The 25,350-nt window shown below is 70.1% G+C and carries 24 protein-coding genes; 10 read left to right on the top strand and 14 right to left on the bottom strand.

The window, feature by feature from the left end:
- Positions 1-259 precede the first annotated feature (259 nt).
- The 3 genes from ACZ6R6_RS38240 (at position 260) to ACZ6R6_RS38230 (ending at position 2,210) form a co-directional block, all read left to right on the top strand.
- Positions 260-988 (top strand): VOC family protein, encoded by a 729-nt coding sequence (locus ACZ6R6_RS38240; protein WP_470101827.1) that lies wholly within the window; start codon positions 260-262, stop codon positions 986-988.
- Positions 989-1,277: 289 nt separating this feature from the next.
- The gene (locus ACZ6R6_RS38235) at positions 1,278-1,460 is read left to right on the top strand and encodes a hypothetical protein (RefSeq protein WP_470101826.1); all 183 of its coding nucleotides are present in this window, start codon (positions 1,278-1,280) and stop codon (positions 1,458-1,460) included.
- 219 nt (positions 1,461-1,679) lie between these two features.
- Complete coding sequence (locus ACZ6R6_RS38230) at positions 1,680-2,210, top strand: pyridoxamine 5'-phosphate oxidase family protein (protein ID WP_470101825.1); 531 nt, start codon at positions 1,680-1,682, stop codon at positions 2,208-2,210.
- Positions 2,211-2,326: 116 nt separating this feature from the next.
- Here ACZ6R6_RS38230 and ACZ6R6_RS38225 read toward each other — a convergent pair whose 3' ends face one another.
- Entirely contained in the window at positions 2,327-3,118 is a 792-nt protein-coding gene (locus ACZ6R6_RS38225) for a phosphotransferase (protein ID WP_470101824.1), read from the bottom strand.
- A 196-nt stretch (positions 3,119-3,314) separates the two neighbouring features.
- Between ACZ6R6_RS38225 and ACZ6R6_RS38220 the strand changes: the two genes are divergently transcribed.
- From ACZ6R6_RS38220 to ACZ6R6_RS38200, 5 genes are read left to right on the top strand one after another with little or no spacing between them, the layout of a single operon-like run.
- Positions 3,315-3,935: an RNA polymerase sigma factor gene (locus ACZ6R6_RS38220; RefSeq protein WP_470101823.1), complete on the top strand. Its 621-nt coding sequence runs from the start codon at positions 3,315-3,317 to the stop codon at positions 3,933-3,935.
- Positions 3,932-4,780 (top strand): zf-HC2 domain-containing protein, encoded by an 849-nt coding sequence (locus ACZ6R6_RS38215; RefSeq protein WP_470101822.1) that lies wholly within the window; start codon positions 3,932-3,934, stop codon positions 4,778-4,780. The genes ACZ6R6_RS38220 and ACZ6R6_RS38215 overlap by 4 nt, the downstream gene beginning before the upstream one ends.
- Positions 4,765-5,622, top strand: coding sequence for an ABC transporter ATP-binding protein (locus ACZ6R6_RS38210; protein ID WP_470101821.1), 858 nt, complete (start codon positions 4,765-4,767; stop codon positions 5,620-5,622). Before ACZ6R6_RS38215 ends, ACZ6R6_RS38210 begins: the two co-directional genes overlap by 16 nt.
- Positions 5,619-7,100 carry a hypothetical protein gene (locus tag ACZ6R6_RS38205; RefSeq protein ID WP_470101820.1) on the top strand — a complete coding sequence of 494 codons (1,482 nt, stop codon included), beginning with the start codon at positions 5,619-5,621 and terminating at the stop codon, positions 7,098-7,100. The genes ACZ6R6_RS38210 and ACZ6R6_RS38205 overlap by 4 nt, the downstream gene beginning before the upstream one ends.
- Complete coding sequence (locus tag ACZ6R6_RS38200) at positions 7,091-7,708, top strand: hypothetical protein (protein WP_470101819.1); 618 nt, start codon at positions 7,091-7,093, stop codon at positions 7,706-7,708. The genes ACZ6R6_RS38205 and ACZ6R6_RS38200 overlap by 10 nt, the downstream gene beginning before the upstream one ends.
- A 170-nt stretch (positions 7,709-7,878) precedes the next feature.
- Here ACZ6R6_RS38200 and chrA read toward each other — a convergent pair whose 3' ends face one another.
- From chrA to ACZ6R6_RS38185, 3 genes are all read right to left on the bottom strand, one after another.
- A complete protein-coding gene (chrA, locus tag ACZ6R6_RS38195; RefSeq protein ID WP_470101818.1) occupies positions 7,879-8,997 on the bottom strand; it encodes a chromate efflux transporter in 1,119 nt (372 codons plus the stop codon).
- A gap of 233 nt (positions 8,998-9,230) precedes the next feature.
- Positions 9,231-9,893, bottom strand: coding sequence for a response regulator (locus ACZ6R6_RS38190; RefSeq protein ID WP_470101817.1), 663 nt, complete (start codon positions 9,891-9,893; stop codon positions 9,231-9,233).
- Entirely contained in the window at positions 9,890-11,017 is a 1,128-nt protein-coding gene (locus ACZ6R6_RS38185) for a sensor histidine kinase (RefSeq protein WP_470101816.1), read from the bottom strand. Before ACZ6R6_RS38185 ends, ACZ6R6_RS38190 begins: the two co-directional genes overlap by 4 nt.
- Positions 11,018-11,235: 218 nt before the next feature.
- Between ACZ6R6_RS38185 and ACZ6R6_RS38180 the strand changes: the two genes are divergently transcribed.
- Positions 11,236-11,682, top strand: a complete 447-nt coding sequence (locus ACZ6R6_RS38180; protein ID WP_470101815.1) for a DUF6223 family protein — start codon at positions 11,236-11,238, stop codon at positions 11,680-11,682.
- Between the two features lie 215 nt (positions 11,683-11,897).
- On the opposite strand, the gene ACZ6R6_RS38175 is transcribed toward ACZ6R6_RS38180, so the two are convergent.
- From ACZ6R6_RS38175 to ACZ6R6_RS38145, 7 genes are read right to left on the bottom strand one after another with little or no spacing between them, the layout of a single operon-like run.
- A complete protein-coding gene (locus tag ACZ6R6_RS38175) occupies positions 11,898-13,487 on the bottom strand; it encodes an AMP-binding protein (protein ID WP_470101814.1) in 1,590 nt (529 codons plus the stop codon).
- A gap of 1 nt (position 13,488) precedes the next feature.
- Positions 13,489-14,847 (bottom strand): carboxylesterase/lipase family protein, encoded by a 1,359-nt coding sequence (locus ACZ6R6_RS38170; RefSeq protein WP_470101813.1) that lies wholly within the window; start codon positions 14,845-14,847, stop codon positions 13,489-13,491.
- Entirely contained in the window at positions 14,844-16,154 is a 1,311-nt protein-coding gene (locus ACZ6R6_RS38165; protein ID WP_470101812.1) for a M28 family metallopeptidase, read from the bottom strand. Before ACZ6R6_RS38165 ends, ACZ6R6_RS38170 begins: the two co-directional genes overlap by 4 nt.
- Complete coding sequence (locus ACZ6R6_RS38160; RefSeq protein WP_470101811.1) at positions 16,151-16,960, bottom strand: carbohydrate ABC transporter permease; 810 nt, start codon at positions 16,958-16,960, stop codon at positions 16,151-16,153. Before ACZ6R6_RS38160 ends, ACZ6R6_RS38165 begins: the two co-directional genes overlap by 4 nt.
- Complete coding sequence (locus ACZ6R6_RS38155; RefSeq protein WP_470101810.1) at positions 16,957-17,838, bottom strand: carbohydrate ABC transporter permease; 882 nt, start codon at positions 17,836-17,838, stop codon at positions 16,957-16,959. The genes ACZ6R6_RS38160 and ACZ6R6_RS38155 overlap by 4 nt, the downstream gene beginning before the upstream one ends.
- A complete protein-coding gene (locus tag ACZ6R6_RS38150) occupies positions 17,835-19,088 on the bottom strand; it encodes an ABC transporter substrate-binding protein (RefSeq protein WP_470101809.1) in 1,254 nt (417 codons plus the stop codon). Before ACZ6R6_RS38150 ends, ACZ6R6_RS38155 begins: the two co-directional genes overlap by 4 nt.
- 10 nt (positions 19,089-19,098) lie before the next feature.
- Positions 19,099-19,956: a poly(ethylene terephthalate) hydrolase family protein gene (locus tag ACZ6R6_RS38145; protein ID WP_470101841.1), complete on the bottom strand. Its 858-nt coding sequence runs from the start codon at positions 19,954-19,956 to the stop codon at positions 19,099-19,101.
- 180 nt (positions 19,957-20,136) lie between these two features.
- Here ACZ6R6_RS38145 and ACZ6R6_RS38140 point away from each other — a divergent pair, with 180 nt between their 5' ends.
- Entirely contained in the window at positions 20,137-20,709 is a 573-nt protein-coding gene (locus tag ACZ6R6_RS38140) for a TetR/AcrR family transcriptional regulator (protein WP_470101808.1), read from the top strand.
- Here the strand turns inward: ACZ6R6_RS38140 and ACZ6R6_RS38135 are convergent.
- From ACZ6R6_RS38135 to ACZ6R6_RS38125, 3 genes are all read right to left on the bottom strand, one after another.
- Positions 20,679-22,565, bottom strand: coding sequence for a hypothetical protein (locus tag ACZ6R6_RS38135; protein ID WP_470101807.1), 1,887 nt, complete (start codon positions 22,563-22,565; stop codon positions 20,679-20,681). The genes ACZ6R6_RS38140 and ACZ6R6_RS38135 overlap by 31 nt on opposite strands.
- 20 nt (positions 22,566-22,585) lie before the next feature.
- Positions 22,586-24,169, bottom strand: a complete 1,584-nt coding sequence (locus tag ACZ6R6_RS38130; RefSeq protein WP_470101806.1) for a hypothetical protein — start codon at positions 24,167-24,169, stop codon at positions 22,586-22,588.
- Between the two features lie 67 nt (positions 24,170-24,236).
- Positions 24,237-25,247 carry a LacI family DNA-binding transcriptional regulator gene (locus ACZ6R6_RS38125; protein ID WP_470101805.1) on the bottom strand — a complete coding sequence of 337 codons (1,011 nt, stop codon included), beginning with the start codon at positions 25,245-25,247 and terminating at the stop codon, positions 24,237-24,239.
- Positions 25,248-25,350: the final 103 nt, after the last annotated feature.

The following is a 25,350-nucleotide window of genomic DNA, read 5'->3' as shown; positions in this document are numbered from 1 at the left end:
CCCCGGCGCTACCGCCACAGGTTCGTCTATTCCTTTTGAGAAACGCAGCACTAGACCGAAAACTTAACCCCAACGCGGCCTTCCCGGCTTCCACCCCGAATCGCGCCAGGCTGGCGTTTCGCGTTCGTCCAAATAGTTTCGTCCAAATAGTGATGTGATCTCAACAGATATCACGGATGCCCGACTCTCTGGAACGATCCATATGCGAGGTTCGCCGAAGGGTGCAAGCATCGTCGGACGACCTGGGAGGTGGAATGGCATGAGTGAGATTTCGGTCCGGCCGAACGAGACGACGGTGCCGTTGATGCCGTGCGCGTCGGTCGAGGAGACCTTGGCGTTTTATGAGGCGCTGGGGTTCCAGGCGACCCACAAGCAGAGCAAGCCCTATGTCTATCTGGCGCTGCAGTGGAGCGGATTCCAACTGCACTTCGGTCCGGCGCCCAAGGGCCTGGATCCGGCCCGGGAGGAGTCCGGAGGTTGCCTGGTCATGGTCGACGCCGTGGCGCCGTACCACGCGGCGTTCGTCGCGGCGATGCGCCAGGTCTACGGCAAGGTGCTGAGTTCAGGCCTGCCGCGGATCACCCGCTACCGGCCAGGCGCGTCCCGGTTCACGCTGATCGATCCGTCCGGGAACTCGATCATATTCATCCAGCGCAACGAGCCTGCCGACCTGGAGTACGGCGGCTCGAAGAAGCTGACGGGGCTGGCCAAGGCGCTCGACAACGCCCGGATTCTGCGCGAGTTCAAGAATGATGACTTGCAGGCTTTCCGCGCGCTCAAATCCGCAGTGCGCAGGCACGGCGCGGACGCTCCGACGGTCGAGCGGGCCATCGCCCTGTGCCACCTCGTCGACCTGGCCATGGTCCTCGGCGAGCCCACCGATCCATGGGGCGCCGATTTGCGCGCTCTGAAGCTCACCACCAGCGACAGGCAGCGCATCGAGTCAGAACTCGGGCATCTCGCCGGACTTCAGGAGTGGCTTCCCTGAAGGCCCTCCATTCGGGGCGGCGTCACCCGGGGCAAAGTAGCCGTGAGTGATCGGCTCCGCTGTCAGGCAGGAATTTCCCCACGGCATCGGACCTGTCTATCGGCCTACCGGAAAAGGCAGGCATTCTCGGACGATTCCGAAGCTCCACGACGCCGACACGGGCCTGCGCTACGAGCACATGATCGACCGGATGGTGCGGGGGCTGCCCGTGGTACGCGGTGGGCGCACAGTCACCCCGCTGGAGGAATTGCCGCCGAAGAGGTGAGCGTTCCTGGAAGGAAGAGAGCTCATGGCTGACGACGACGACACGCAGGAAGACATCCTGTACGTCCACGAGGTGCAGGGCACGGTCTACTTCCTGCTGATCGTCTACAGGCCCGGGCACCAGGCCCATGCCGCCGGTTATGTGTTCCGGCGCCCGGCGGGCAGCGACGGCCCCGCCGAGAACGTCCTGGCCACGAATGACCGGTAGACAAGCTCGCCGGTCATTACCAGGCGGCGATCACCCTGGTCAGCGCACTGCTGTGGATCAACACATGATCCGGCGGACAGAATCCAGGCGGCCCGGTGCGGTCCGCAAGACTGGTGAAGAAATACGACACAAGGTGTCGGGTTTTGGGTCGAGCATGGTTTCACCGGTCGGCGTCGACGGCGGACGTGGATCGGGCCCTACGGATAGACAAGGACCTCGATGCACGAAACGCCAGAAGAGCTCAAAGAGCTCCAGGCCCTTCTCGACGCCTCCCTCTCCCGCTCCACCTCTCACCTCCGCTCGATCATTAACAGCGAGCGCACTCTGACCGCAGAGCAGCTCACCCAGGTCCTCACCGGCATGTGCACCCTTGCCCTGTCCACCGTGACGGCAAAGGGCGAGCCGCGGATCAGCGGTGTGGACGGGCATTTCCTGCACGGAAAGTGGCACTTCGGCACGGCGCGCGGCGCCGCCAAGGCCCGCCATCTCGCCGTCCGGTCCGCCGTCAGCGCCGCGCACATGCGTGGCGAGGACCTGGGCGTGTTCACGCACGGCAAGGTGGAGATCCTCAACCCCCAGGACGGCGAGCCGGCCGCAGACTGGCCGGACCTGCTCGCGTACTTCAAGGACTTCTACGGCGACGACTTCTTCGACTGGGATAACGATGTGGTCTACTACCGGATGCATCCGCACTGGATGACCGTCTACGCCCCCGATATCGCGAAGCTCACCGCGACATCCCAGCCCTGATCCAAACCGGGCCTCGCAACGCTGCCGCAGCGAGAAGATCGAATCACTGGCCGAGCACATCGGGCGTTCGCCAGTGGCTGTGCTGAAAGGCGGCTACCGCACGCTGGTGAGGCTCATCAGGCGGTGAGCGCGTTGACCAGCGTCCTGCGGTTGCGCAACAGCCAGCGGGCCGACCGCGCCCGCCACGCCATCGCCCACAGTCCGACGTGGTGGGTGGTCATCTCAGGGGTGACGCGCGCGTCGTCGGCCTCCCAGGCGATCTCCGAGACGACGAACTCCACCATCAACTCGAACATCCTGGCTCGGTCCGCCTGGGGCAGGCCGTAGGCGTCGACCATCGCCCGCAGCTGCCTGGCCCGGTCGGCGAGCGGGGGCAGCCCCTCCAGCTCCGCCACGATGTCGTCGTGCAGCTTGGCGTTGAGCCAGCACGCCTGCGCCAACTCGACCAACGGGTCGGTCGGACCGGCGAACTCCCAGTCGATCAGTGCGACCGGAAGGCCGTCGCGGGCGACGATATTCCATGGCGCGGTGTCACAGTGGCTGACAATCCGCCCTCCCTCGCCGACCTCGCGACCGTGCCATGGGAACCAGATGGCGTCTTCGGGCGGCTTGAAAGTGCCAACCGCGTCGTGCAAGTCTCTGATCAGGCGGCCCACGGCCGCCGCGCCTTCGAGGGACCAGCCGCCGGGGTGGGCGAAGTCGCCCTCGATGTAGGTCAGCGTCTCCCTGCCTTCGGCGTCATATCCACTCCCGGCCAGGCGAGGAGCTGCGGAGAACCCCACCTCTTCGAGATGGTTGAGCAGCGCATGTACGGCAGGCGTCCACGGCCCCGAATCGCGCACCAGGACATCGCCACGACGGTGAACAGCGCTTCGCCCGACCCCAGTGGTCAGTTCGATCTCCGTCACGGCTCCATGCTTACAGCCGTGTCAACCGATTTAGCCGTCAAGGAACGATGGCACCCTCAATGGTTTCTTGACGACTCTGCCACAGCGGGCAGCCAGACCTGGAAGCCGCTCGCGACCGGTGGCGGGTGCCTCCCCGAGTCGAGATGTTTCTGCCGTCACAGAACCGGACACGCCGGATCTTGCGATAGATCAGAATGTGCGCCCATTCTTCACACGCCGCCGCGAACCACCCCCGGTCGGTCCCCACAGTAATGATGCCGAGCTTCTCGCGGCCGTTGCGGCCGACCAGGTGGAGGCGCTGAAGCTCCTGCACCAGCGGCACGCGCCCTGGTTGCGGGTACGGCTGGCCCGCCGGTGCGCCGACTTCGATCTCGTGGATGACGCGATCCAGGACACCTTCGTGGCAGTCTGGCGCGACGCGCATCGCTACCGCGCGTCGGAAGGCGAGGCGGCGGCGTGGATCTGGACGATCGCGATCCGCAGGCTGATTTCCGCGCTGCGCCGGAGCGGTGCCGCCCGGCCCGTCGCCGCGCTCGATGACTCGCATGCAGCGGGTAGCCACCGATCAGGCGCACGCCCGACCGCCGCACACCTGATCACCGAGTCGGCCGAGGACGCGGTCTTGGTCGGCGTGGAGCACGGCGACCTGGGCGCCGCGCTGGCCAGGCTGTCGCCTGACCTGCGCGTCGCCATCCAGGCCACTGTCCTCGACGGCCTCACCGTACGTGAGGCCGCCCTGCTCCTCGGCATCCCCGAGGGAACCGTGAAGACCCGCGTTATGCGGGCCAAGGCCCAGCTCAGGGGGTATCTCGCATGAACGCGCACTGGCACCTGCCCGAGGAGCTGATCGAGCACTACGTGAGCGGCCATCTCGAACCGGTCCAGGTGATGTCGGTGGAGAGCCACCTCGCCCGGTGTGAACGCTGCCGTGCGGCGGTGCCGTACGAGCGGGAGTGGCTCGCCGTGAGCTGGACGAGGATTGAGGACCTGGTGGACCGGCCCCGGCCGCGACCTGTGGCGCGGCTTCTGCGCCGGTTCGGCGTCCCCGAGCACGTGGCCACGTTTCTCGCGGCCACTCCTGCTCTTGCCCGGGGGTGGCTGCTGGCGGTCACTGCGGTGACGGCCTTCGCCGTGGCAGCCGCCCACCTGGTCAACCGCGATCCTCAGGCCGTCTTCGACGGACTGGTGCCCTTCCTCGTGACCGCGCCCGTGCTGCCGCTGGCGGGAATTGCCCTCGCCTACGGGCCCCTGGTCGATCCCGTTCACGAGATGCAAGCGGCCACTCCCATGGGAGGTGCCAGAGCCCTGCTGCTGCGCGCCGTCGCGGTGCTGGTGGCCGCGATCGTGCTGACGGGAATCGCGACGCCGCTGCTGCCCGGCCCGCCGGGGCTGGCGGCGGCGTGGCTACTGCCCGCTCTCGCGCTCACCGCGGCCACCCTGGCCGTGTCGACCCGATTCCCGCCGATGATCTCGGCTGCCGCACTGACCGCCACCTGGTTCGGCGCCGTGGTGACCTCCACCAAGCTCACCGGTGACATGCTGGCGCCCTTCTCGCCTGCGGCCCAGGCTCTGTACGGCGCGGCCGCGCTGATCCTGATCCCTCTCGTCTACCTGCGGCGTGCCCGCTTCGACTCAGGAGAACCCAGATGGACCCGACCGTGACCGTTCGTGGCCTGAACAAGAAATACGGCCGAAGCGTCGTGCTCGACGGCCTCACCCTGGAGTTCGGCCGGGGGGTGACCGGGCTGCTCGGCCCCAACGGTGCCGGCAAGACCACGTTGTTGCGGAGCCTGGCGACCACGCTGGCTCCCGACGGTGGCCAGGTGCGCGCTCTCGGCCTGGATCCCGCGGATCGGGGCCAGCGCACCGAGCTGCGCCGCCGTCTGGGTTACCTCCCGCAGGACCCGGGCTTCTACCCTCACTTCACGCTCTTCGAGCTGGTGGACTACATGGCGATCCTGAAGGAGCTGACGGAGCGGCGTGAACGCCACCGGGAGGTGCGCCGGGTCCTCGCCGAGGTCGACCTGGCCGACCGCTCCAGGACGAAGGTGCGCAAGCTGTCCGGTGGCATGAAGCAGCGGCTGGCCCTGGCCCAGGCGCTGCTCGGCGAGCCCGACCTGCTCATCCTCGACGAGCCCACGGTCGGCTTGGACCCCGAGCAGCGCATGCGGTTCCGGGCGCTGGTCTCCCGGCTCGGCGAGAACCGTACGGTGCTGCTGTCCACCCACCAGACCGAGGACGTCGCGGCCCTGTGCGAACGCGTGATCGTGATGAATCGGGGGCGTGTGGTGTTTCAGGGGACCCCCGGTGAGCTCGCCACTGTCGCGTCCGGCCAGGTGTGGATCTCCGACGCGCCTCCCCTCGACTCCCGCCTGTTCTGGCGGACCGCGGACGGCCGCTACCGGACCCTGGGAGCCGGGCCGCCGGACGCGGCGCCTACGGCGCCGACCATCGAGGACGGTTACCTGCTGCTGCTCGGCGAGCCGGTCGGGGCGGCGACATGACCTTCCGATCATTGTTCCTGTTCGAGGTCCTCAGGCTGCTGCGCAGCCCCATCCCGTGGGGTGCCGCCGCACTGTGCCTGGGGTTGCGGTCCGTCGCGACCTGGCAGTGGCTGCCCGACATGAGTGTCGATCCGGCGAGCACCTCGGGCGCGTTGCTGCTCCTGGCGGTGGCCATGATGCTCACAGCCAACCTCGCGACATCTCGCGATACCCGGGGCGGCATGCCGGAGACACTCGAAGCGCTGCCCGTTCACGCCACGGAACGGACCAAAGCCGCGACCTTGGCAGCCGTGGTCGTCGGAACCGGGATCGCGCTGCCAGTGATGATCGGCTACTTGCTGGCGCGGTTGGCCATGGGCCCGGTAGCGGGTGTATTCGATCCCTACGAGGCGCTGGGCGGAGTGCTGGCCGTGCCCTTCGCCGCAGCCCTCGGCGCGATGCTCGGCAGGTGGACACCCTGGCTGGTCGCCGTTCCCGTCATGGCCTTCGTGATCGGCGCTTTCACCTGGCTGAACAGTCAGCAGAGCGGTTACGGGGGCTGGTTTCTGCCGGTTGTGCTCTTCCACGGGCCGGACTGGCCGCAGCGCCCATCGGCGTTGCACGCCGTCTACCTCCTGGCTGCCGTCGTTTTCTTCGCGGCCCTGGCCCTGCTGCGGCACGGGGCCAGGCCGGTGCGCCTGGTCGCCGCCCTGGCCGCCGCGGCGGTAGCGGTGCCCACGGGGGCCGCCGCGACCGCCGCCGCCCCGGGGGAGGAGATCAACCACCGGTTCGAGACCATGCTGGAAAATCCGGCCGCGTTGCTCGACGACATGGACGCCCAGGTCCGGGAACGTTATTTCGGGCGCGACGCTCGGGGATGCGAACAGCATGGTGCCGTCACCTACTGTGCCTTCCAGGACTACGTCGCCTGGATCCCGTCTTGGGTGTCGGCGGTGAACCCCGTGGCGCAGGCGCTGCCCCCGGCGGAGCGGGACCGGTTGCCGGTCGTGCGGCAGTTCACCGACAGCTGGTTCGGTGCGGACGGCGATGAGGAGCAGTCCATCCGCACCTTCATGATGTGGGGACGGGCTGGGGCAGAGGACACCTACCGCGCCGCGCTCGCCTCCCAGGTGATCCACTCTGTGCTGGGACTGCGGCCGCCGAGGACGGGCTGCGACCTACGGGGCCAGAGCAGGGCGCTCGTGGGGCTCTGGCTGCTCGGCCAGGTCGTTGCGCTGGCTCCGCCAGAGGACCGGAAGATCCAGGTAGGCTCCTCCGCCTTCATATCGGTGCAGTCCTCACTGGGTATGGTCCGGTACGGCGCGGCCGAACTGGGATACGCCCGCAGGCTGCTCGCGATGCCCGATGCCCGGCAACGGATCTGGACGCACTGGGACACACTGCTGAAGCCCGGCACGACAGTCGAGCAGGCGCTTTCGCTGCTGGGCCTGCGCCCCGAGTTCGCCGCCGAGCCGGTGAGAGGGCAGCCATGCTCGTGATCCAGCTGATCAGACCGGTTGCGCGGGCGATCGACTGGCTTCCTCTCGCGGTCACCGGGACGCTTGCCGTGGTCATGGCCTCGGTGATGGAGGCCGGTTCTCCGATAGGCGTCGGGACCGCCTTCACCCTGCTCAGGATGATTGGGGTGATGCTGGGCGCCGCCGCTGGATTCGCAGTTATCGATGAGATGACCGTGAGCACGGGCGCGGCCCCGGTGCCCCGCTGGCTCCGCCAGTGGCTGCGCTGCGGCTTCGGGGGCCTTTCCGCGGGGCTGCTCTGGGGGATCGCCTGTGCCGTCGCCGTAGCCCGGCTGCCCGCGGGTGGGGAGCTCAGGGTGGCGGGGATGGCGGTGGAGGCTGCGGTGTGCATCGCGATCGGACTGCTGGCGGCATCGGTAGCCGGGCGCATGCACCAGGGGAAGGCGGCCGCCCTCGCGGGCATGGGTGGTCTGCTAGTGATCGTCTCGGTGAGCCTGGTCCTGCAGGGACCATACTGGCCGTGGCTCTATCCGGAGGAGGAGAACTGGGAGATCGTGCACTACGGCTGGGGGGCCACGCTGCCGCCCGTGCTCGCCGCACTGGGCTGGGCGAGCCGGGACCTACGCTGAGGAGACGGACAGGGAGAAGTTTCCTGGACCCAGCTCGCGCAGCAGGGCCGCGGCGGGGGTGTCGGCCAGATCGGGGTCCGACCCGCATAAGCCCAGAACCCACATCGGATCTTGCTGGGCCGTCCATGTACCGGATAACGCGCCCGGGTCACACGGCGGCTCTCTCGGTGTCAGGTGAGCAGGGTGTGGGCCAGGCCGATGGCGGCGCCGCCGGTGATCAGCCAGGCGTTGTTGAGCTTGGTCTTCCACAGCAGCACCAAGGCGATGAGGGCGATGGCGGTGGTGAGCCAGTCGATGATCGCGCTCTGGCCGAGCTGGAACGACACTCCGGCCATGAGCGCGAGCGCGGCGGCGTTGAGGCCGTCCAGCAGGGCGGAGGTCCAGTCGCTGGAACGGAGCTTGTCGGTGAGTTTGGTGAGCAGGCCGACGAAGAGGAATGAGGGCAGGAAGATCGCGACGGTGGCCAGGAACGCGCCGATGGGGCCGGCGACGAGATAGCCGAGGAAGGTGGCGGTGGTGAAGACCGGGCCGGGGGTGACCTGGCCGATGGAGACGGCGTCGATGAGCTGCTGGTTGGTGACCCAGCCGAGCCGGTCGACGAAGTCGCCGCGCAGGAAGGCCAACAGCACGTATCCGCTGCCGTACAGCACGGAGCCGATCTTCAGCATGGTGAAGAACAACTGCGCCAGCTGCCCTCCGGTGGGATCGGGGAAGACCGGGGAGCCGCCGAGGCCGAGCAGGGATACGGCCAGCACCCCCTGGGAGGAGTCGCGGCGCAGCCGGCGGGCCAGCCGGGTGGCGGCGGCCAGCAAGGCGCCGGCGGCCAGGATCAGCAGTTCGTCGACACCCAGCAGATAGGCGGCCAGGGCGGCGATCGCCAGCGCGCCGAGCCAGACGTTCTTGATGACGGTGCGGAGCAGGCCGAACAGGGCGTGCGCGATGATCGCGATCACCGCCGGGACGATGCCGTACAAGATGCCCTCGACCGCAGGGGTGTGGCCGTAGGTGACATATGCCCAGGCCAGGGCGGTGACCATGAGCGCGGCCGGGAGGATGAAGCACACACCGGCAACGATCAGGCCGCGCCGACGGGCCCGGTCGTAGCCCAGGTGGATGGCCAGTTCAGTGGAGTTGGGGCCGGGGATGAGGTTGGTGGCGCCCATCAGATCCACGAACCGCTGGTCGCTGACCCAGCCGCGGCGGCGCACCAGTTCGTCGCGCATCATCGCGGTATGCGCGGCCGGGCCGCCGAAGGCGATCGTGCCCAGTTTGAGGAATACCAGCGTCACCTCCCACAGGCGGCGCCGGGCTGCTTTCCGGTCCCGGTCGCCCGGGTTGTTCGGGGGGTCGTTCCGTCCGGGCGGTTGTGGGCTCATCTGAAACCGGTGCCTTTCCTACGCAGGTCGACCCACACAAACCCAGAACCTACATCGAGTTGATCCTGATGCGTGGCTTGTGAGGCTCGCGAGGACGTTCGGTAAGAGGATCATCGGCGGGCAGGCCTGCACCCGGGCCGTGGATGTCAGGAGTCGCGCGGGGCCACCAGGCCGGATTCGTAGGCGAGAACCACGAGTTGGGCGCGGTCGCGGGCGTGGAGCTTGATCATGGCTCGGTTGATGTGGGTTTTCGCGGTCAGCGGGCTGATCACCATGCGGTCGGCGATCTGGTCGTTGGACAGGCCCTGCGCGACCAGGGCCACGGCCTCGCGCTCGCGGTTGGTCAGTTCTTCCAGCCCGGTGCCGGTGCCGGCGTTGAGCGGCTGGGTGACATACCGGTTGATCAGCCGGCGGGTGATCGACGGTGCGAGCAGGGCGTCGCCCCGCGCGGCGACGCGTACGGCGTGCAGGAAGTCTTCCGGCACGATGTCCTTGACGAGGAATCCGGCCGCGCCGGCGCGCAGCGCGTCGAAGACGTACTCGTCCAAGCCGTAGTTGGTCAGGATGACGACGTGCACCCCGGCCAGGGCCGGGTCCGCGGCGATGCGCCGGGTCGCCTCGATGCCGTCCATGACCGGCATCTGGATGTCGATGAGAGCGACGTCGGGCAGATGTTCCCTGGCCAGTGCCAGGCCCTCCTTCCCGTCGCCGGCCTCGGCCACCACCTCGATGTCGTCTTCGAGGTCGAGGAGCGCGCGGAATCCGCTGCGAAGGAGCAGCTGGTCGTCGACCAGCAGGACACGGATCATGACGTTCGGTCCACAGGGAGTTCGGCCTGGACGGTGAAGCCGCCCTCGCTGCGCGGTGCCGCCCGCAGGCGACCGCCGAGGGCGGTGACCCGTTCGCGCATCCCGAGCAGCCCGACGCCGGGCACCGCCGCGGTGTCCGACGTGGCCTTGCCGTCGTCCTCGACCCGTATGACCAGGGCGTCGGGGCGGTGGTCGATCCGGACCGACGCGGTAGCGGCGGCGGCGTGCCGGGCGATGTTGGTGAGCGACTCCTGAACGATCCGGTAGGCGGTCCGGTCCACCGCGGCCGACACGTCGTGTCGTTGTCCCTCGATCGTCAGCGTCGCGTCCAGGCCGGTCGTCCGAGCCCGCTCCACCAGTTCCGGGACGTGGTCGAGCCCACGCGGCGGGGTCGTGTCGTCGTCGCGCAGCGCCTGCAGGGTTGCGCGCAGCTCCCGCATCGCCTCCCGGCCGGCCTCCTGGATCGCCAGCAGGGCCTCCGGCACCTGTTCGCCACGCCTGCGGGCCACGTGGACGGCGACTTCGGCCTGCACCTTGATGACGGAGATCTGGTGGGTGAGCGAATCGTGCAGCTCCCGCGCGATGTGCAGCCGCTCCTCGTCGGCGCGGCGCCGCGCGGTCTCCTCCCGGGTGCGCTCGGCTTCGTCCGCCCGCCGCTCGGCCTGCCGCAGCGCTTCACCGGCGGCGCCGGCCGCGATCAGCCAGGCCAGCTCGAGGGCGCCTCGGGCCTGCGCGAACGCCTCGCCCGTGTCGTGCAGGCCCGAGGCCAGGGCCGCGAGGGGGAGAACGGCCAGCATGATCACGCTCGCCGCCACCGTGATGGTGCGGTGTCCCGCCCGCACGGCTGTGTACACCGCGAACAGGTACGCGACGGCAGGCACGTCGAAACCGGCCGCCTGGTAACCCGCCGCGCACAGCCCGGTGGCGGCCAGGACGGGAACCGGGGCCCGGCGACGCGCGGCCAGCACCAAACCGCCGCCCGCCAGCAGCGCGTAGCCGAACAGGTCGAGCCTCGTGCTGGAGTTCTGTCCGGACATCCCGGTGACCAGCAGCGTCGCCGCCACGCCGACGGCGATCCCCCAGTCTCTGACATCTGCCCGGAGACCGGACCGTCCTGTGCTCATGCGCGCACCTTAGCCAGATGTTCGCGCGGGTGACTCCTGCGCACGAATGATCAGCCGCCTACCGCACACGCGGTACCTTCGCGGCGCCTGCGACATCCGCAGCAACCGGGTACGGCATCGGCGGCAGCGCGAAGTGCCTGCGTCCGCTGGACGACCGGCGGCGGGGCCGGCGGACATGATCAGGTGACTTCCAGTCGTAAGAGGAGAAGGAGCACCTCATGTCAGTCCGATCTGTGCTTGCCGTGGCCGTAGCCGTCCTGATCGGAGGTTTCGAGCTTGCCGAACCGGCGGCCGCGTACGCCTGGGTCCAGCCGGCCCCCACCAGTGCCTACACCTTGACCGCGGGGCGTCTGTGGTCCTTGGTGGCCGCGCTGGTGGGGCTGGCCGGCGTGATCATCGGCGGGCTGGCTCTGGCCCGCTCCGCCGGTCGTATCGGTACCGGCACCGGGCGAAGGGGGGCCATCGTGGCCCTGGTGGCGGGGCTGGCCGGCATGGTCATCGGCGGGCTGGTCGTGGCCGCCGCCGATGGTGGTCCCGGCACCGGCTACGGAATAGTCGGGGGCTTCATAGCCCTGGTGGTGGGGCTGATCGCCATGGTCCTCGGCGGGCTGGCTCTTGCCCGCTCCCCGCGCACCGGCCGGGAGAGGCGGCCCTCGATCTCGTAGAACTTCAGCAGCGGCGCGAATCCCAGCCAGGTCACGTCTCTTCTGCCGCCACCAGGCCCAGTCGCCCACCTGAGCACCGCCCCGTCGGCACGCACCGGCCGCCCGCCGGCCTGGTGCCCGCCCTGCTGCGGTGGCCGCGGGGCCCCACCTCCGAGGCTCGATCATGTGGCTGAAGCTTCTCACCTCGACCACATGATCCGGACTCTGGACGGCTCCTAGCCGAGCCCGAGCAGGCGCACGCCCTCCTCGCGCATCTCGACCTTGCGGATCTTGCCGGTGACCGTCATCGGGAACCCGTCGACGACGTGGACGTAGCGCGGGATCTTGTAGTGGGCGAGCTTGCCGGCGCAGAACTCCCTGACGGCCTCGGCGGTCAGGGGTGTGCCGCCCTGGCGGATGACGACCCAGGCCATGAGCTCCTCGCCGTACTTCTCGTCGGGCACGCCGATCACCTGCACGTCGGCGATGTCGGGGTGGCGGTAGAGGAACTCCTCGACCTCGCGCGGGTAGAGGTTCTCGCCGCCCCTGATGACCATGTCCTTGATCCGGCCGACCACGTTGACGTAACCGTCGGCGTCCATGGTGGCCAGGTCGCCGGTGTGCATCCAGCGGGCGGCGTCGATGGCCTCGGCCGTGCGCTCCGGCTCGTTCCAGTAGCCGAGCATCACCGAGTAACCGCGCGTGCACAGCTCGCCGGGCTCGCCGCGCGGCACGGTCAGCCCGGTCTCCGGGTGCGTGATCTTGACTTCGACGTGCGGCATCACCTGTCCGACGGTCTCGGTGCGGCGCTCCAGGCTGTCGTCGGACCTCGTCATGGTGGAGACGGGCGAGGTCTCGGTCATGCCGTAGCAGATGGCGACCTCGGCCATGTTCATCTCGGTGACGACGCGCTTCATCACCTCGACAGGGCAGGGCGAGCCCGCCATGATGCCGGTGCGCAGGCTGGACAGGTCGTACTGCCCCGCGAGGGCGAGCTCGGCGATGAACATGGTCGGCACGCCGTACAGGGAGGTGCATCGTTCCTGCTGTACGGCCCGCAGCGTCGCCTCGGGGTCGAAGCCGGGCGCGGGGATGACCACGCACGCGCCGTGGGAGGTGGCTCCGAGGTTGCCCATCACCATGCCGAAGCAGTGGTAGAAGGGCACCGGCAGGCACACCCTGTCGTGCTCGTCGTAGTGGATGAGCTCGCCGACGAAGAACCCGTTGTTGAGGATGTTGTGATGCGAGAGCGTGGCGCCCTTGGGGAAGCCGGTCGTGCCGGAGGTGTACTGGATGTTGATCGCGTCGTCGGCGCTCAGCGACGCCATGCGCTCGCGCAGCCGCTCCTCGGGGACGGTCAGCGCCAGCAGCCGGTCCCAGCCGGGGTCGCCCAGGTAGACGACGTCGGCGAACCCGATCTCCTCGACCATCGCGCGGTAGTCGCTGCCCTTGTGCGTGAGCGCGCTGATGAGCAGGCGCAGGCCCGACTGCCTGACGACGTAGTCGAGCTCGTGGCCACGGTAGGCGGGGTTGACGTTGACCAGGATCGCGCCGACCTTCGCGGTGGCGTACTGGACGATCATCCATTCGGCGCAGTTGGGCGCCCAGATGCCGATCCGGTCGCCCTTGGCGATGCCGGAGGCGAGGAGCGCTAGGGCCAGCCGGTTCACGTCGGCGTCGAGCTCGGCGTAGGTCCAGCGACGACCGGAGGGCACGTCGACGAGTGCCTCGCGGTCGCCGAAGCGCCGCACGGTCCGCTCGAAGTTGTCGCCGATGGTCTCGCCCAGCAGCGGGGTCGGCGCCACCGCGCTCGAGTAGGACTGCATGTCACAACCTCCGGTCGGTGAGTTCATTGAAGACCATGGTGTGCCCGAGTGGCCAGCCGGGATCGCCGGTGCGGGCGAAACGCACCCAGGCGGCGTGCATCGCGTCGGCCAGGGCCTGCGGCGCGCCTGGCCCTGCGGTGCGTTCGACGCCGGGCGCGTCGAGCACGTCGAAGACGAAGGGCAGGTCGAGATTGTGCACCGCGCCCACGCGTCCGCCGCCGACCGGGCTCTCGACGGGCGACTCCCACCGGAACTCGTAGGCGTAAGTGGGCCTGGCCTCGCGGATCCAGCGCGTCTCGCGGGTGAACAGGTGCTGGGTGAAGGCGCGTCCGACGCGCTCGGCGGGAGTGAGGCCAGGTCCGTCGACCTGGACGCCGAGGTGGTCGAGCGCGGCCTGCGCGGCGGCCTCGTCGAGGCCGGCGGCCAGCCGGCGGACGAACACGTCGGCCTCCTGGGAGGTGCAGCCGACCAGCAGCGGAAGGTGGCCGCTCGCGCCCGCGCGCAGGGCGGCCAGCGGGACGGCCGGGATCAGGTCGCCGTCGACGACCGGCTTGACCGGCACCGACTCGTTCAGCCCGCCGGAGTCGCCGGTCAGCGGCGGCGGCTGTTCGGCGACGAGCGCCTCCGGGGCCAGCCCGGCGAAGGAGGACCTGGTCGGGTCGGTCCCCAGCCGGATGGCGAGCGTCTTGGCGTAGTCGCGCGCCTCCTGCTCGGTGGCGACCAGGTTGGCCGAGCCGCTCATCACGATCGCGCGCCGGAACAGCCCTTCGGCGCGGGGCATCGTCAGCAGGGTGGCGACGGCGGCGGCGCCCGCCGACTGCCCGGCGATCGTCACGTTGCCGGGGTCGCCGCCGAAGGCCGCGATGTTGTCGCGTACCCACTCCAGCGCGGCCAGCCAGTCGAGGACGCCCCGGTTGAGCGGGGCGTCCTCCAGGGCCAGGAAACCCTCGAAGCCGAGCCGGTAGTTGATGGCCACGCAGACCACGCCGTCGCGGGCGAAGCGGGTGCCCTGGTGCCAGGCCGCCCCGTTGCCGCCGACGGAGAACGCGCCACCGTGGATCCAGACCAGGACGGGCAGCCCGGCCCGGCCGATCTCGGGGGTGCGCACGTCGAGGTTGAGGCAGTCCTCGCCGACCTCGAAGACGTCGGGCGCGTACAGGCCGATGTCCTCACCGGCCGCCTGCGGGGCGGCAGGGCCCCGCGTGACGGCGGGCCGTACGCCGTCCCACGCGGGTGGCGGGACGGGCGCGCCGAAGCGGTGCTCGCCGAAGGGCGGGGCGGCGTACGGCACGCCGAGGAAGGCGAGCACGCCCTCCTCGGCCCTGCCCTCGACCAGCCCGGCAGTGGTTCGCACGATCATGCGCGGCGCCATCCGGCCGTCCCTTCGACGATTCTGATCGCCGCCCGGGTGAGCGGCTCAAGGCCGGCCTCGTGCACCTTGTCGAGGGTGTCGGCCGAGTCGAACAGGTACATGGGAGCCGACAGGAAGTGCACGAGCGGCACCCCTTCGGGGTGGAAGAAGGCCCCGTCGGTGGGCGGCATCGGGGAGAACACCTCCGGCGGCAGCACGAACGAGCGTCTCAGGTCCTCCGCGACGAGGGCCGCCGCCACCAGGCTCTCCAGCTCCGGCTCCCTGGTGGTGAACCACCAGCCGGGTTCGGGGTCGCCGGTGGGCACCAGCTCGTCGTCCACGACCACGCACCGCCGGGCGGCGTGCTCCAGGTGGAGCTGGAGTACGACGTCGCCCAGCAGGCCGCGGTTCTCCTCGATGAAGGCCCGGGTGCCTGCGGCGTGCGCCATGTGACCTGCGGTCAGCAGGAAGATCAGGTTGTGCGGCCGGTCCCGCTCGGGCACGCCCGCCCAGTACTGGGCGGCGGCCAGCACCAGCGCGATCCCCGAGGCGTCCTCGACGGCCGAGGCCCAGGGCGCGTCGTGGTGCGAGCCGATGATCACCCACTGGTCGGAGCGGCCGGGGAGCGTGCCGATCACGTTGTGCGAGACGGCCGGGCCCGTCTCCGACTCGACGGTGAGCGTGCCCGTGCAGGGGCCTTCGTCGACCAGGTCGAGCACCCGCCGCGAGTCGCCGCCCGACAGCCAGACGGCCGGGATGTCGCGGTGCACGGCGTCGTAGGGCACGTAGTAGTCGCGTGTCTCCCACGGCACCCCGGTCAGCGCCCCCGCGAAGGCGGCGGCGCCGCCGTCCATGACGCCCTGGATGACGTCGAGGTAGTCGAGCTGGAACGGCAGCGTCTGGACCAGCTCGTCGAAGACGCCCTCGGGATCGTGCACGGCCGTCGCCAGGTCCCTGAGGTAGGACTGCGGCAGCTCGGTGAAGGTGTACTCGGGCACGACGATCGCGCCCGGCACGACCTCGCGGCTGACCGGCGCGCTCACGATCGCCTTCGGCGTGGTGTACGGCAGGGCGGACGCCGCCACCCGCACAGCTCTCGACGGGTCGGCGTCCAGGCGCACCACCAGGGCCGCCGTCACCGGCCGCCAGACGGGCAGCTCGACCGGCGCCAGCCGTACGTCGTGGAGCCCGAACTCGGTGAAGCGCTCGGCGGCCCACGCGGCGGTCCAGTCGTCGGCCGGGTAGCCGGGACGCCTGATGCCCCGCGAGGTGACCGTCTCGATCCACTCCATCATCCGCGCGGTGTCCGGGATCATCGTTTCAGCCCTCCGAAGGTGAGCCCCGCCACGTAGTAGCGCTGCAGCGCCACCATCAGGATGAACGGTGGCACGGCGGTGACCAGTGCCGCGGCGGTGGTCAGGTGATAGTTGAAGCCGACCTCGCTCTGGAAGTTGGCCAGTCCCACCGGCAATGGCCACAGCTCCGGCTCGTTGGCCACGATCAGCGGCCAGAGCAGGTTGTCCCACTGTGCCAGGAAATGCACGAGGAACAGGGTGATGAGCGCGGGCTTGAGCAGCGGCGCGGCGATGCGCGCGAAGATGCGGAACTCCCCCGCGCCGTCGACCCGCGCGGCCAGCAGCAGTTCCTTCGGGATGCCGAGGGCGAACTGCCGCACCAGGAAGACGCCGAACGCGCTGATCATGCCGGGCACCATCATGCCCTGGAAGGTGTTGACCCAGCCGAGCTCTTTCACGATGAGGAAGACGGGGATGACCAGGACCATCGGGGTGAGCGCGAGCGTGCCGATCACCAGCGCGAACAGGACGCGGCGGCCGGGGAAGGACAGCTGGGCCATCGCGTATCCGGCGGCGGCCGAGAAGATCACGTCCAGGACGCCGGTGCCGACGCACAGGATGAGGCTGTTGCGCAGGTAGGTGGGCAGGTTGCCCTCGCCGAACAGCAGCCCGATGTTCTCGGGCAGGTGGAAGCCGTTGAAGACCAGCCCGCGCAGGTCGGTGTCGTCGGGAGCCGAGGCGACGACGAGCATGGCGTAGACCGGCAGCAGCATGAACCCGACCGCGACGATCAGCCAGACGGTGCGCAGGATCGTTCCCGCTCTCATTCGTCGCCTCCCTTCAGGAACCCGAACTGCAGCGCCGAGACGATCACCATGGCGGCGAGCAGCACCATGCCCATCGCGGCGGCGTAGCCCATGTGCTCGTAGGGGAAGGCGTTGGCCCAGATGTAGTACGGCAGCACCTGGGTGGCGTCGGCGGGCCCGCCGCCGGTGAGCAGGAAGGCGGGCACGAACGCCTGCATCGATCCGGCCACCGAGATGACCAGGACGAACAGCAGGGTCCTGCGCAGCAGCGGGAGCGTGATCCGGGTGAACGTGGTCACCGCCCCCGAGCCGTCGATGGCGGCGGCCTCGTACACCTCGCCGGGCAGCGCCTGCAGCCCGGCGGTCAGGATGATCACGAACAGCCCCATGCTCTTCCAGACGACCATCACGACCAGGGCCCAGATGGCCAGGTCGGAGCTGGTCAGCCAGGACTGCGGATCGATCCCGACCAGGCCGAGGAGGGTGTTAGCCATACCGCGGTCGGAGTAGATGATCACCCAGACCATGGACGTGGCGGCGAGCGGCATCACGGCCGGAATCATGACGAGCGCTCTGAGCCGGCGGTTGAGCCGTCCCGGCCTGCTCAGCGGCACGGCCACCAGCAGGGCCAGCACGATCGTCGGGACGACCGTGCAGACCGTGTAGACGACGGTTATCCACGCCGAGTTGAGGAAGCCGGGGTCGGCGAACATGCGCTCGTAGTTGGCCAGGCCGATCCAGTTGGGCGTCCCCGCCATCTCGTAGTCGGTGAAGCTGAGATAGATGGCGGCCAGGAACGGGACGAGCCAGAACACGACGAAGAAGACGGCCACCGGGAGGGTCAGCGCCACGCCCGCCGTGGCCTGGGGCCGGGTTCTGACCCCGCCGAACACGCTCACAGGGCCGGTCGCACGGTGGCGTCGAAGGTTGCCGCGGCCTGGGCGGGGGTCGACTTGCCGTGGGCGACGGAGTCGACGGCGCCGGCCGCGGCCTTCGCCAGTTCGAGGGTGCCGGGGATGATCGGGCCGAAGTCGACATGCGGGAGGCTGTCGGCGACGATCTTCATGATCTCGGACTTGCCGCGCGGCCCGGCGTCGCGCCAGCCCTTGGTCGGGATGATGATGCCGTTGTCGAGGTTGGCGGTCACCGACGGGGCGCCCTGCAGGTAGTTGACGAGGTGCCAGGCGGTGAACTGGTTGGGCGAGTCCTTGGCCACGCCCCAGCCCCAGGTGTAGGCGGGGACCACGGGCGGGCCGCCGGCCCAGGTGGGCATGGGCGCGACGCCGTACTGCTTGCCGAAGGTGAGCTTGTCCTTGCCCAGCTTCTCCAGCGCGGGGCCGAGGAAGGCGCCGCTGACGACCATGGCGGCCTCGCCGGAGTAGAACAGGCCGAGCGCGCCCAGCGGGTTGGAGAGCTTGGGGTTGCCGATCCCCGACATGTACGTCAGGGCGTCGATGCCCTGCTCGGTGGCCAGCGACGCCTTCGCGCCGCCCGCCGCGACGAGCTCGCCGCCCTTGCCCTGGACGAGGGCGGTCAGCGTCATGAGGGCCCACTGCGGGTCGCCGTAGAGCCACTGCAGGCCAACCCGCCTGCGGTCCTGGGAGGTGAGCCTGGCGCTGTACTCGGCGACCTCCTCCCAGGTCGCCGGGGGCTTGTCGGGGTCGAGTCCGGCCTCCTCGAACCGGTCCTTGCGGTAGTAGAGCACGCAGGGGTTGAAGTCGACGGGCACGCCGTAGGGCACGTCCTGGTAGGTGAGCGGGGTGGTCGTGCCCGGCTCGTAGTCCTGCAGCGAGAGCGCCTTGGTGTCGACGGGCGCGAGCCGCTTCTTCTTGGCGTGCGCGGGGAAGCTCCAGTGGCCGATCTTGAAGACGTCGGGCGGGGCGCCGCCGCTGAAGGCGGTCAGCAGTTTGGCGTCGAGCTGGCCCACGGGCAGGTAGAGCAGCTTCACGTCGACCTTGAACTCGGCGATGTAGCGGTGTACGAGCTCCTGGAACTGTTGGCCGGTGTCCTGCGAGCCGTGCAGCCAGACGGTGACCTCGCCGTGCGGCCTGCCGTCCGCGGCCTGCTGCCGAGGCTGGTCCTTGCCGCATCCGGCGAGCAGGGTGAGCGCGCCGGCGGCGAGTAGCCCACGCCGCGTCAGATCCGCCATGGTGGTTCTCCTAGGTGAGGTTCTTGAGGGCCTGGTTCTGCCAGGCGGTGTTGGTGGGGAGCTCGGCGGTGCCGCCGGCGAACGCCCCGCGAGCCTGGGTGTCGCCCTGGAGGCGGTATCTCAGCCAGGCGGTCACGTAGCCGAGGAAGGCCCCGCCGGTGTTCTGGACGTCGTTGTGCCCTGCGCCCTTGAGCAGCGCCCGGCCCGCTCCGGCGGTGGCCTGGTCGTAGTAGCCCTGCACGGTCGCGGCCGAGGAGATCAGCCAGTCGTCCGCGCCGCTGAGGAAGAGCACCGGGCAGGTCAGGTCGGCGACGGAGAACTCGTCTCCTGGGCTGGCCATCCACTGCGCGGGCACGGCGATCGGCACGACGGTCTTGATCAGCCCGGCGGAGTCGTTGGCCGCGTTGATGGATCCGCCCGCGCCCTGGGAGTGGCCGACGGCGGCGACCTGGGCGGTGTTCAGCTTGCCGTGGAAGACGCTGGCGGGGTCGGCGGCGAGGCCGATGAGGTGCTGGGCGGCGGCGAGGATCTCGGCGCCGGTGCCCGTGGTCGTGTCGGTGGAGGCGACCACCGCGAAGCCCCACGAGGCGAGGTGGTTGAGCAGTCCCGGATAGTTGTCGGGGGTGGCCCACGAGCCGTTGCCCCAGGTGACGATCGGGTGGGTGACGCCGCCCGAGCCCAGGGTCTGCGGGTAGTAGAGCCGGTGGCCGCCCGAGGTGCCGGTGGCGACCGGCCACGGACCCGCTGCCTTGTAGATCGTCTCGATGCTGGAGGCGGCGTTGGCCTCGGCGGTCCACGACAGGAATCCGGCCGACATGAGGCCGAGCGCCCCTGCCCGCAACGCCTGCCGACGGGTGAAGTTCTCCATGGTCACCTCGTAGATTATTTGGAGACGTGAACGTCTCCAAAGAGAGGGAAGTACGATCGGTGAGCGATGTCAAGAGATGAACAGAAGGAAGTTCCGGCAGTCCGGCCACTCCCCCGGGGGCGGCACGGACTCTCCCCCGACACGGTGCGCGCCTCCCAGCGGGACCGCCTCGTGGAGGCCATGCTGAGGCTCGTCGCGAGGCGTGGATACGCCGCCACGAGCGTGCCGGACGTGATCGCCGCCGCGCGGGTCTCGCGCAACGCCTTCTACGCCCAGTTCGCCGACAAGGAGGCGTGCTTCCTCGCCGGATGCGAGCGCGACCTGCCCGAGATGATCGACTCGATCCACACGGCCGCGTCGGGGGCGGGCGACCGCTGGAATGAGGCGCTCCGGCTGGGGATGGCCGCCTACCTGCGGTGGTGGCAGGAGCGCCCGGAGTACGCGCAGGCGTACTTCGTGGAGTTGCCGAGGGCGGGCGAGCGGGCCGTCGAGCAGCGTGACGCCGCCTACCGGCCCTTCCTCGACATGCTCGGGGCGCTGGCCGCGCGGGCCAGGCTGGAGGATCCCTCGCTGCCGCCGCTGCGAGCCGCGGTGCCCCGCCTGATCGTCTACGGGATCACCGAGTTCATCGCCTCGGAGGTGCGTGAGGGCCGCGCCGCCACTCTGACGTCGTCGGCCGGCGACCTCTACCACTACACGGTCACCCTGCTCGCCGGCCCCGATCACGGCATCGCGACCACCCCTTCCGCCTGAACCAGCCAGCCTTCGGGGAAGCACTCCTCCGCCGCCATGTGGGCGACGGCGGCCAGCAGGCCGCCGTTGCCCGGCAGGTAGAGGGGCAGCAGGCCGGGCCACTGGTGGTTGTGGCCGCTGGCCAGGTAGGTGTTCTTCGGGGCGTCCATCAGCAGCGCGTCCACGGCGGTGTCGGGCTCGCCGAGCCTGGCCGCGCACATGGCGAGCATCGGATAGTCCCAGCCCCAGGTGCTCTCCAGGTCCCAGTCGGCGAGCACGTCGTGCAGGGTGGCCCGCATGGTCTCGGGGTCGATCAGCGGGGTGGGCGGCACGAACCCGAGCGCGCCGGTCATCGAGGGGTGGTCGGTCCTGATCGTGTACGGCTCCACGCCGATGGCCGCGTAGACGCCGTCGCGCACCAGCGGCCGGGCCAGGCCGTGCAGGACCCGCGCCCACTCCGGGTCGGGGTCGAGGCCGAGCAGGCCCCGCCACCGCTGGGCCGTCTCCAGCCCCCACCACCAGTAGGCCAGCTCGAACGCGGGATCGCGCACCGACCGCCTGGACTCGTAGTAGGACTCCTGCGCCGGGACCAGCGGCGGCCCCAGATGCCCGCCGCCCGCGAAGGAGGCCATGAACTCGGCCGTCTCGAACACCAGGTCCCGGTAGTCCTCCAGCGCCCCCGGGCGGACCCGGCGGAGCAGCTCGGCGAAGTAGATCAGGTGCGGCTGCTGCCAGACGATGAAGGCGCCGATCTCGCTCGGGCTCTCCCTGCCCTCCGGCCCCACCTGCTTGGGCCAGCGGGCGCCGCGGAAACCCTGCCGTCCGGCCGTGGCCCTGGCCCGCGGCAGGATCGAGCGGTACCACGGCAGGCTCCGCTCCAGCAGCTCGGGCCTGCCCCACAGGGCGAAGTGGGCGGCGTGCCACCAGTGCATCTCCAGGTGGAACTTGCCGCTCCAGGAGTTGACGGCCAAGCCGGTCTCCTGCGGCGGGGTGGAGCCCGCGCAGTTGACCGCGGTGAGGTACTGCGAGAGCACCACCCGGCGTTCGAGCTCGGGCGCTCGCGGGTCGGTGCTGCCGTCGAAGCTCACCGCTCCACCGCTCGTCCAGAACCTCTCCCAGTGGGCGGCGGCGGCCGTACGGACCTGGGAGAAGGACGGGAGGGCCGCGCCGACGGGGTGGCGTGCGAACTCGACGACGAGCTCCAGCTCGTCGCCCTGGATCAGGTACACGTGACCGCCGGGCGACGTGAGCCGCGCCGACCCCGCCCACTCGGCGGCCACGTGGTATCGGTCCGCGTCCAGGACGCGGGTGAAGTCGCAGCGCGAGCCGTACGGCGTGCGCGTGAGCGCGTGCGTGGTGGTGTGCCTGTCGGGTCTGTCCCAGTCGGCGGTGGTGTGCCAGCCGTCGCTGGCGTAGGGGAAGGCGATCCTGATCCCCGCGCCGCCCACGACGCGGATGGCCAGCAGGTCCCGCTCGGGGTGACAGACCGTCTCCACCTCGTACGGCAGGCCGCCCAGCTCGAAGGAGCTCGACAGCGTGCCGGTCCACAGGTCGAGGGCCTGCGCCGACCGGCCGAGCGGGGCGGCCTCGTCGACGTCGAGGCCGATCCGGCCGAGATGCAGGCGGTGCGGGTTCACGTGCAGCCAGCCGCCCGCCTCGGTGGCCGGATACAGGTCCGGATAGCCGACGCCGTCGTAGTCGGTGAACGCGTCCTCCAGCACGTGGCCCTTGGGGTTGGGCATCGTGTGCCAACCCCACTGCGCCTGCGTGCCCAGCGGCGCGAAGGTCTGCAGCCCGGTGGCGTCGGCGGTGAAGGCGAACTCCCCGTTGCCGACGGTGAGCGGACACCCGGCGTCGGCGATGGTGTGCCGACGCACGAGCGTCCTCCTGTCTATGCTCACGCGCACCCCGGCGTGCCGGAGGCGCGCTGCTGGCGCATGGCGGTCACGTCGCCCGCGACGGCCGACTGGGCCATCGGGCCGAGGTCGAGCACGACGTCGGTGAAGGCGAGCGACGCCTTGCGCATCGCCGGCAGGTCGATCGCCTCGGCGCCGAACTGCGGCGAGAACAGCGTCTTGGGCGCGGCGATGGGCGAGATGACGGGCAGCAGGTGCTGGTTGTACGGCGTGCCCTCGCCACCGAAGCTGCAGTGGTGCGGCACCGTGGCGAGGTCGGCCGCCGACAGGCCCTTGAGGATCGCGGTGCGCTTCACGTCCCAGTACTGGATGTGGCCCTTGACCAGTTCGCGCAGCGGCGTGCTCTCGCTGACGGGGACCAGCAGCAGTTCGGTGAGGGTGGGGCTGGCGACGAGCTGCTTGCCCGGCAGGCCATTCGGCCTGGCGACCGCGTCGTAGCGCTTGGCGCCGAGGTGCTCGAGCACGACGACGGAGGAGACCTTGCCCTGGTCGTACTCGGCGTCGAGCTGGGCGGCGAGCTGACCCGCGCCGCCCTCGCGGACGTCGGGGCCGGTCAGGTGCTGGTAGAGGTGGCCGGTCACGAACGCGAACTGCACGGTGCGCGGACGGCACTCCACCGGTAGCGACGATAGGTAGCGGGCCATCTCGATCATGGTGAGCGGGCCGTTGTCCCACACCGGGCTCATGCCGTCGGTGTGGCTCTCCACGACGATCTTCTGGGCGCTCCCGCCGGGAAGCGTCGCGAGCAGGGTGCGGGTCGTCGTCGGCGTCCAGGCGGCGTTCACGGTCAGCGCGGCCTGGACCGGCTGCCCGGCGGCCAGCGCGTCCTTGATCTGCTTGCCCTGGTCGGCGCCGACGTACGCGCCCGGCACGCCGTACGGCAGGCCCTCGTAGGGGGCGTACATGCCCTGGATCTGGGCGTGCGGGAGCTGGCTGACCTCGATCACGCCCACCGCGCCCGCGGCGGCGGCCGCCTTGAGGTCGGCGTCGGCCGCGGCCGGGGCCTCCATCGACTCCGAGGCGAGCGGGTTGATCGTGAGGGCCGGGTCGTACATGGAGTATCCGAGGCCGCCAAGTGGATAGAACAGCAGGTTGGGCACGTTGGTCCACGGCAGGTCCCTGACGACGATCTTCCCGGCGGCGTTGGCCGCGGTGATGTTCGTCCCCGCGGCCAGGTGGACGAGCGGCGCCGAGACGCCGCCCGCACCGGTGGAGGAGGAGAACGGCACGGGGGCCGCGACCTGCACGGCCGTACCGCCGACGGTCAGGCCGGTGCCGAGGCTGTCCCAGCGGTCGATGGCGTAGGGCAGGGAGGAGAACTGGAGGCCGGGGATGGCCGCCATCTCGTCCTCCAGCCAGTCGACGTAGTCGGCGTGCGCGGTGGAGCCGGTCGGCCTGGGGCCGAACGCCTCCTGCCGCTCGGCCAGGGCGCTCAGGCGGGCCTCGGAGGCGAACGCGGCGGGGTCCACCCTGACCGGGCAGCTCAGGGCGGCCGCCTGGGCGGAGGCCGGTTGCGCGGGCGCGACCAGCGGGAGGAGGAGGGCGAGGAGAGCGAGTCGTCTCACGGGGGGTCCTTCCATCGAATCGTTTTAATACGTGGTCCGCGACAGTCCCCCGACGTGCGGCCGGTTCTCAGCGGCGAGGCGGTCCTGTGGTTCCGCGGACGATCAGCGTGGGCGACACCGACGACGTCACCGATCGTGAGCGTCCCTCGATGCGTTCGACGAGCAGGCGCGCGGCGGTCGCCCCGATCACCTGCCCGTCCTGGTCGACGCTGGTGAGCGAGATGCGTTTGAGCGAGGCGATGCCGATGTTGTCGTATCCGGCGACGGAGAGGTCCTCCGGCACCGACAGGCCCGCCTCGTCGGCGGCGCGCAGCACGCCGAGCGCCGCGATGTCGGCCCCGGCGAAGATCGCGGTGGGCCGGTCGTCGCGCGCGAGCAGTTCCCGCGCGCCCTCGAAGCCGCCCTCCTCGGTGAAGGAGGTGGCCAGCACGTCGTCGGCGAGTCCGTGGGCGCGCATCGCCTGGCGGTAGCCTTCGGCGCGCACCGTGTGCGGCAGTCCCTGGGCGCGGGCCCGCTCCAGGTGGGTGATGTGCGCGATCCGGGTGTGCCCGAGCCCGACCAGGTGGTCGACCACGAGCCGCGCCCCCATCACGTCGTCGTCGACGACCGAGTCGTAGGCCGCGGCGCCGCCGTGCCTGCCCACCACGACGACCGGGACGGCCGTCGCGATGGCGGCGAGTTCGGCGTCCGTCATGACCGGCGAGATCAGGATGAGCCCGTCCATGCTCCGGTCGATCATGGCGTCGGTCATCCTGGCCTGCGTCTTGGGCTCGATCCCGCCGGGTCCGAGCAGCACCTGGTACTCGGTGTCGCCCAGCCGGCCGGTGACGCCCTCGATGATGTCGGGGAAGAACGGGTTGCGGGTGTCCGAGAGCATGACGCCGAGGGTGTAGGTGCGTCCGCGCAGGGCGCGGGCCGCGGCGTGCGGGCGGTAGCCCAGCTCGTCGATGGCCTGCGTCACCTTGTTCTGCATCTCCGCGCTCACGCCGTAGGCCCCGCGCACCACCTTGGACACGGCGGCCGTGGAGACCCCGGCCCGTCTGGCCACATCGGCGATCGTCACCCGTCCGCTCGTCACACGCCGTCCTTCTGGGTTCTCGTAGAACGAACTACACACTTTGCTGAGAGCAGAGGCTAGCCCGCTACCGCTCCTCAGGTCCACCCCTTGACGGGCGTTTCTA

The organism is Streptosporangium sp. NPDC048886, assembly GCF_055586905.1.
The sequence above is the reverse complement of the archived record's forward strand: the minus strand, read 5'-3'. Positions and strand labels throughout refer to the sequence as shown.

Bases quoted from the DNA above. Each gene is read 5' to 3' on its own strand.
- ACZ6R6_RS38240 (WP_470101827.1), top strand. From the start codon at position 260: ATGAGTGAGATTTCGGTCCGGCCGAACGAGACGACGGTGCCGTTGATG.
- ACZ6R6_RS38235 (WP_470101826.1), top strand. From the start codon at position 1,278: ATGGCTGACGACGACGACACGCAGGAAGACATCCTGTACGTCCACGAG.
- ACZ6R6_RS38230 (WP_470101825.1), top strand. From the start codon at position 1,680: ATGCACGAAACGCCAGAAGAGCTCAAAGAGCTCCAGGCCCTTCTCGAC.
- ACZ6R6_RS38215 (WP_470101822.1), top strand. From the start codon at position 3,932: ATGAACGCGCACTGGCACCTGCCCGAGGAGCTGATCGAGCACTACGTG.
- ACZ6R6_RS38210 (WP_470101821.1), top strand. From the start codon at position 4,765: ATGGACCCGACCGTGACCGTTCGTGGCCTGAACAAGAAATACGGCCGA.
- ACZ6R6_RS38205 (WP_470101820.1), top strand. From the start codon at position 5,619: ATGACCTTCCGATCATTGTTCCTGTTCGAGGTCCTCAGGCTGCTGCGC.
- ACZ6R6_RS38200 (WP_470101819.1), top strand. From the start codon at position 7,091: ATGCTCGTGATCCAGCTGATCAGACCGGTTGCGCGGGCGATCGACTGG.
- ACZ6R6_RS38190 (WP_470101817.1), bottom strand. From the start codon at position 9,893: ATGATCCGTGTCCTGCTGGTCGACGACCAGCTGCTCCTTCGCAGCGGA.
- ACZ6R6_RS38185 (WP_470101816.1), bottom strand. From the start codon at position 11,017: ATGAGCACAGGACGGTCCGGTCTCCGGGCAGATGTCAGAGACTGGGGG.
- ACZ6R6_RS38180 (WP_470101815.1), top strand. From the start codon at position 11,236: ATGTCAGTCCGATCTGTGCTTGCCGTGGCCGTAGCCGTCCTGATCGGA.
- ACZ6R6_RS38175 (WP_470101814.1), bottom strand. From the start codon at position 13,487: ATGCAGTCCTACTCGAGCGCGGTGGCGCCGACCCCGCTGCTGGGCGAG.
- ACZ6R6_RS38170 (WP_470101813.1), bottom strand. From the start codon at position 14,847: ATGATCGTGCGAACCACTGCCGGGCTGGTCGAGGGCAGGGCCGAGGAG.
- ACZ6R6_RS38165 (WP_470101812.1), bottom strand. From the start codon at position 16,154: ATGATCCCGGACACCGCGCGGATGATGGAGTGGATCGAGACGGTCACC.
- ACZ6R6_RS38160 (WP_470101811.1), bottom strand. From the start codon at position 16,960: ATGAGAGCGGGAACGATCCTGCGCACCGTCTGGCTGATCGTCGCGGTC.
- ACZ6R6_RS38150 (WP_470101809.1), bottom strand. From the start codon at position 19,088: ATGGCGGATCTGACGCGGCGTGGGCTACTCGCCGCCGGCGCGCTCACC.
- ACZ6R6_RS38145 (WP_470101841.1), bottom strand. From the start codon at position 19,956: ATGGAGAACTTCACCCGTCGGCAGGCGTTGCGGGCAGGGGCGCTCGGC.
- ACZ6R6_RS38140 (WP_470101808.1), top strand. From the start codon at position 20,137: ATGCTGAGGCTCGTCGCGAGGCGTGGATACGCCGCCACGAGCGTGCCG.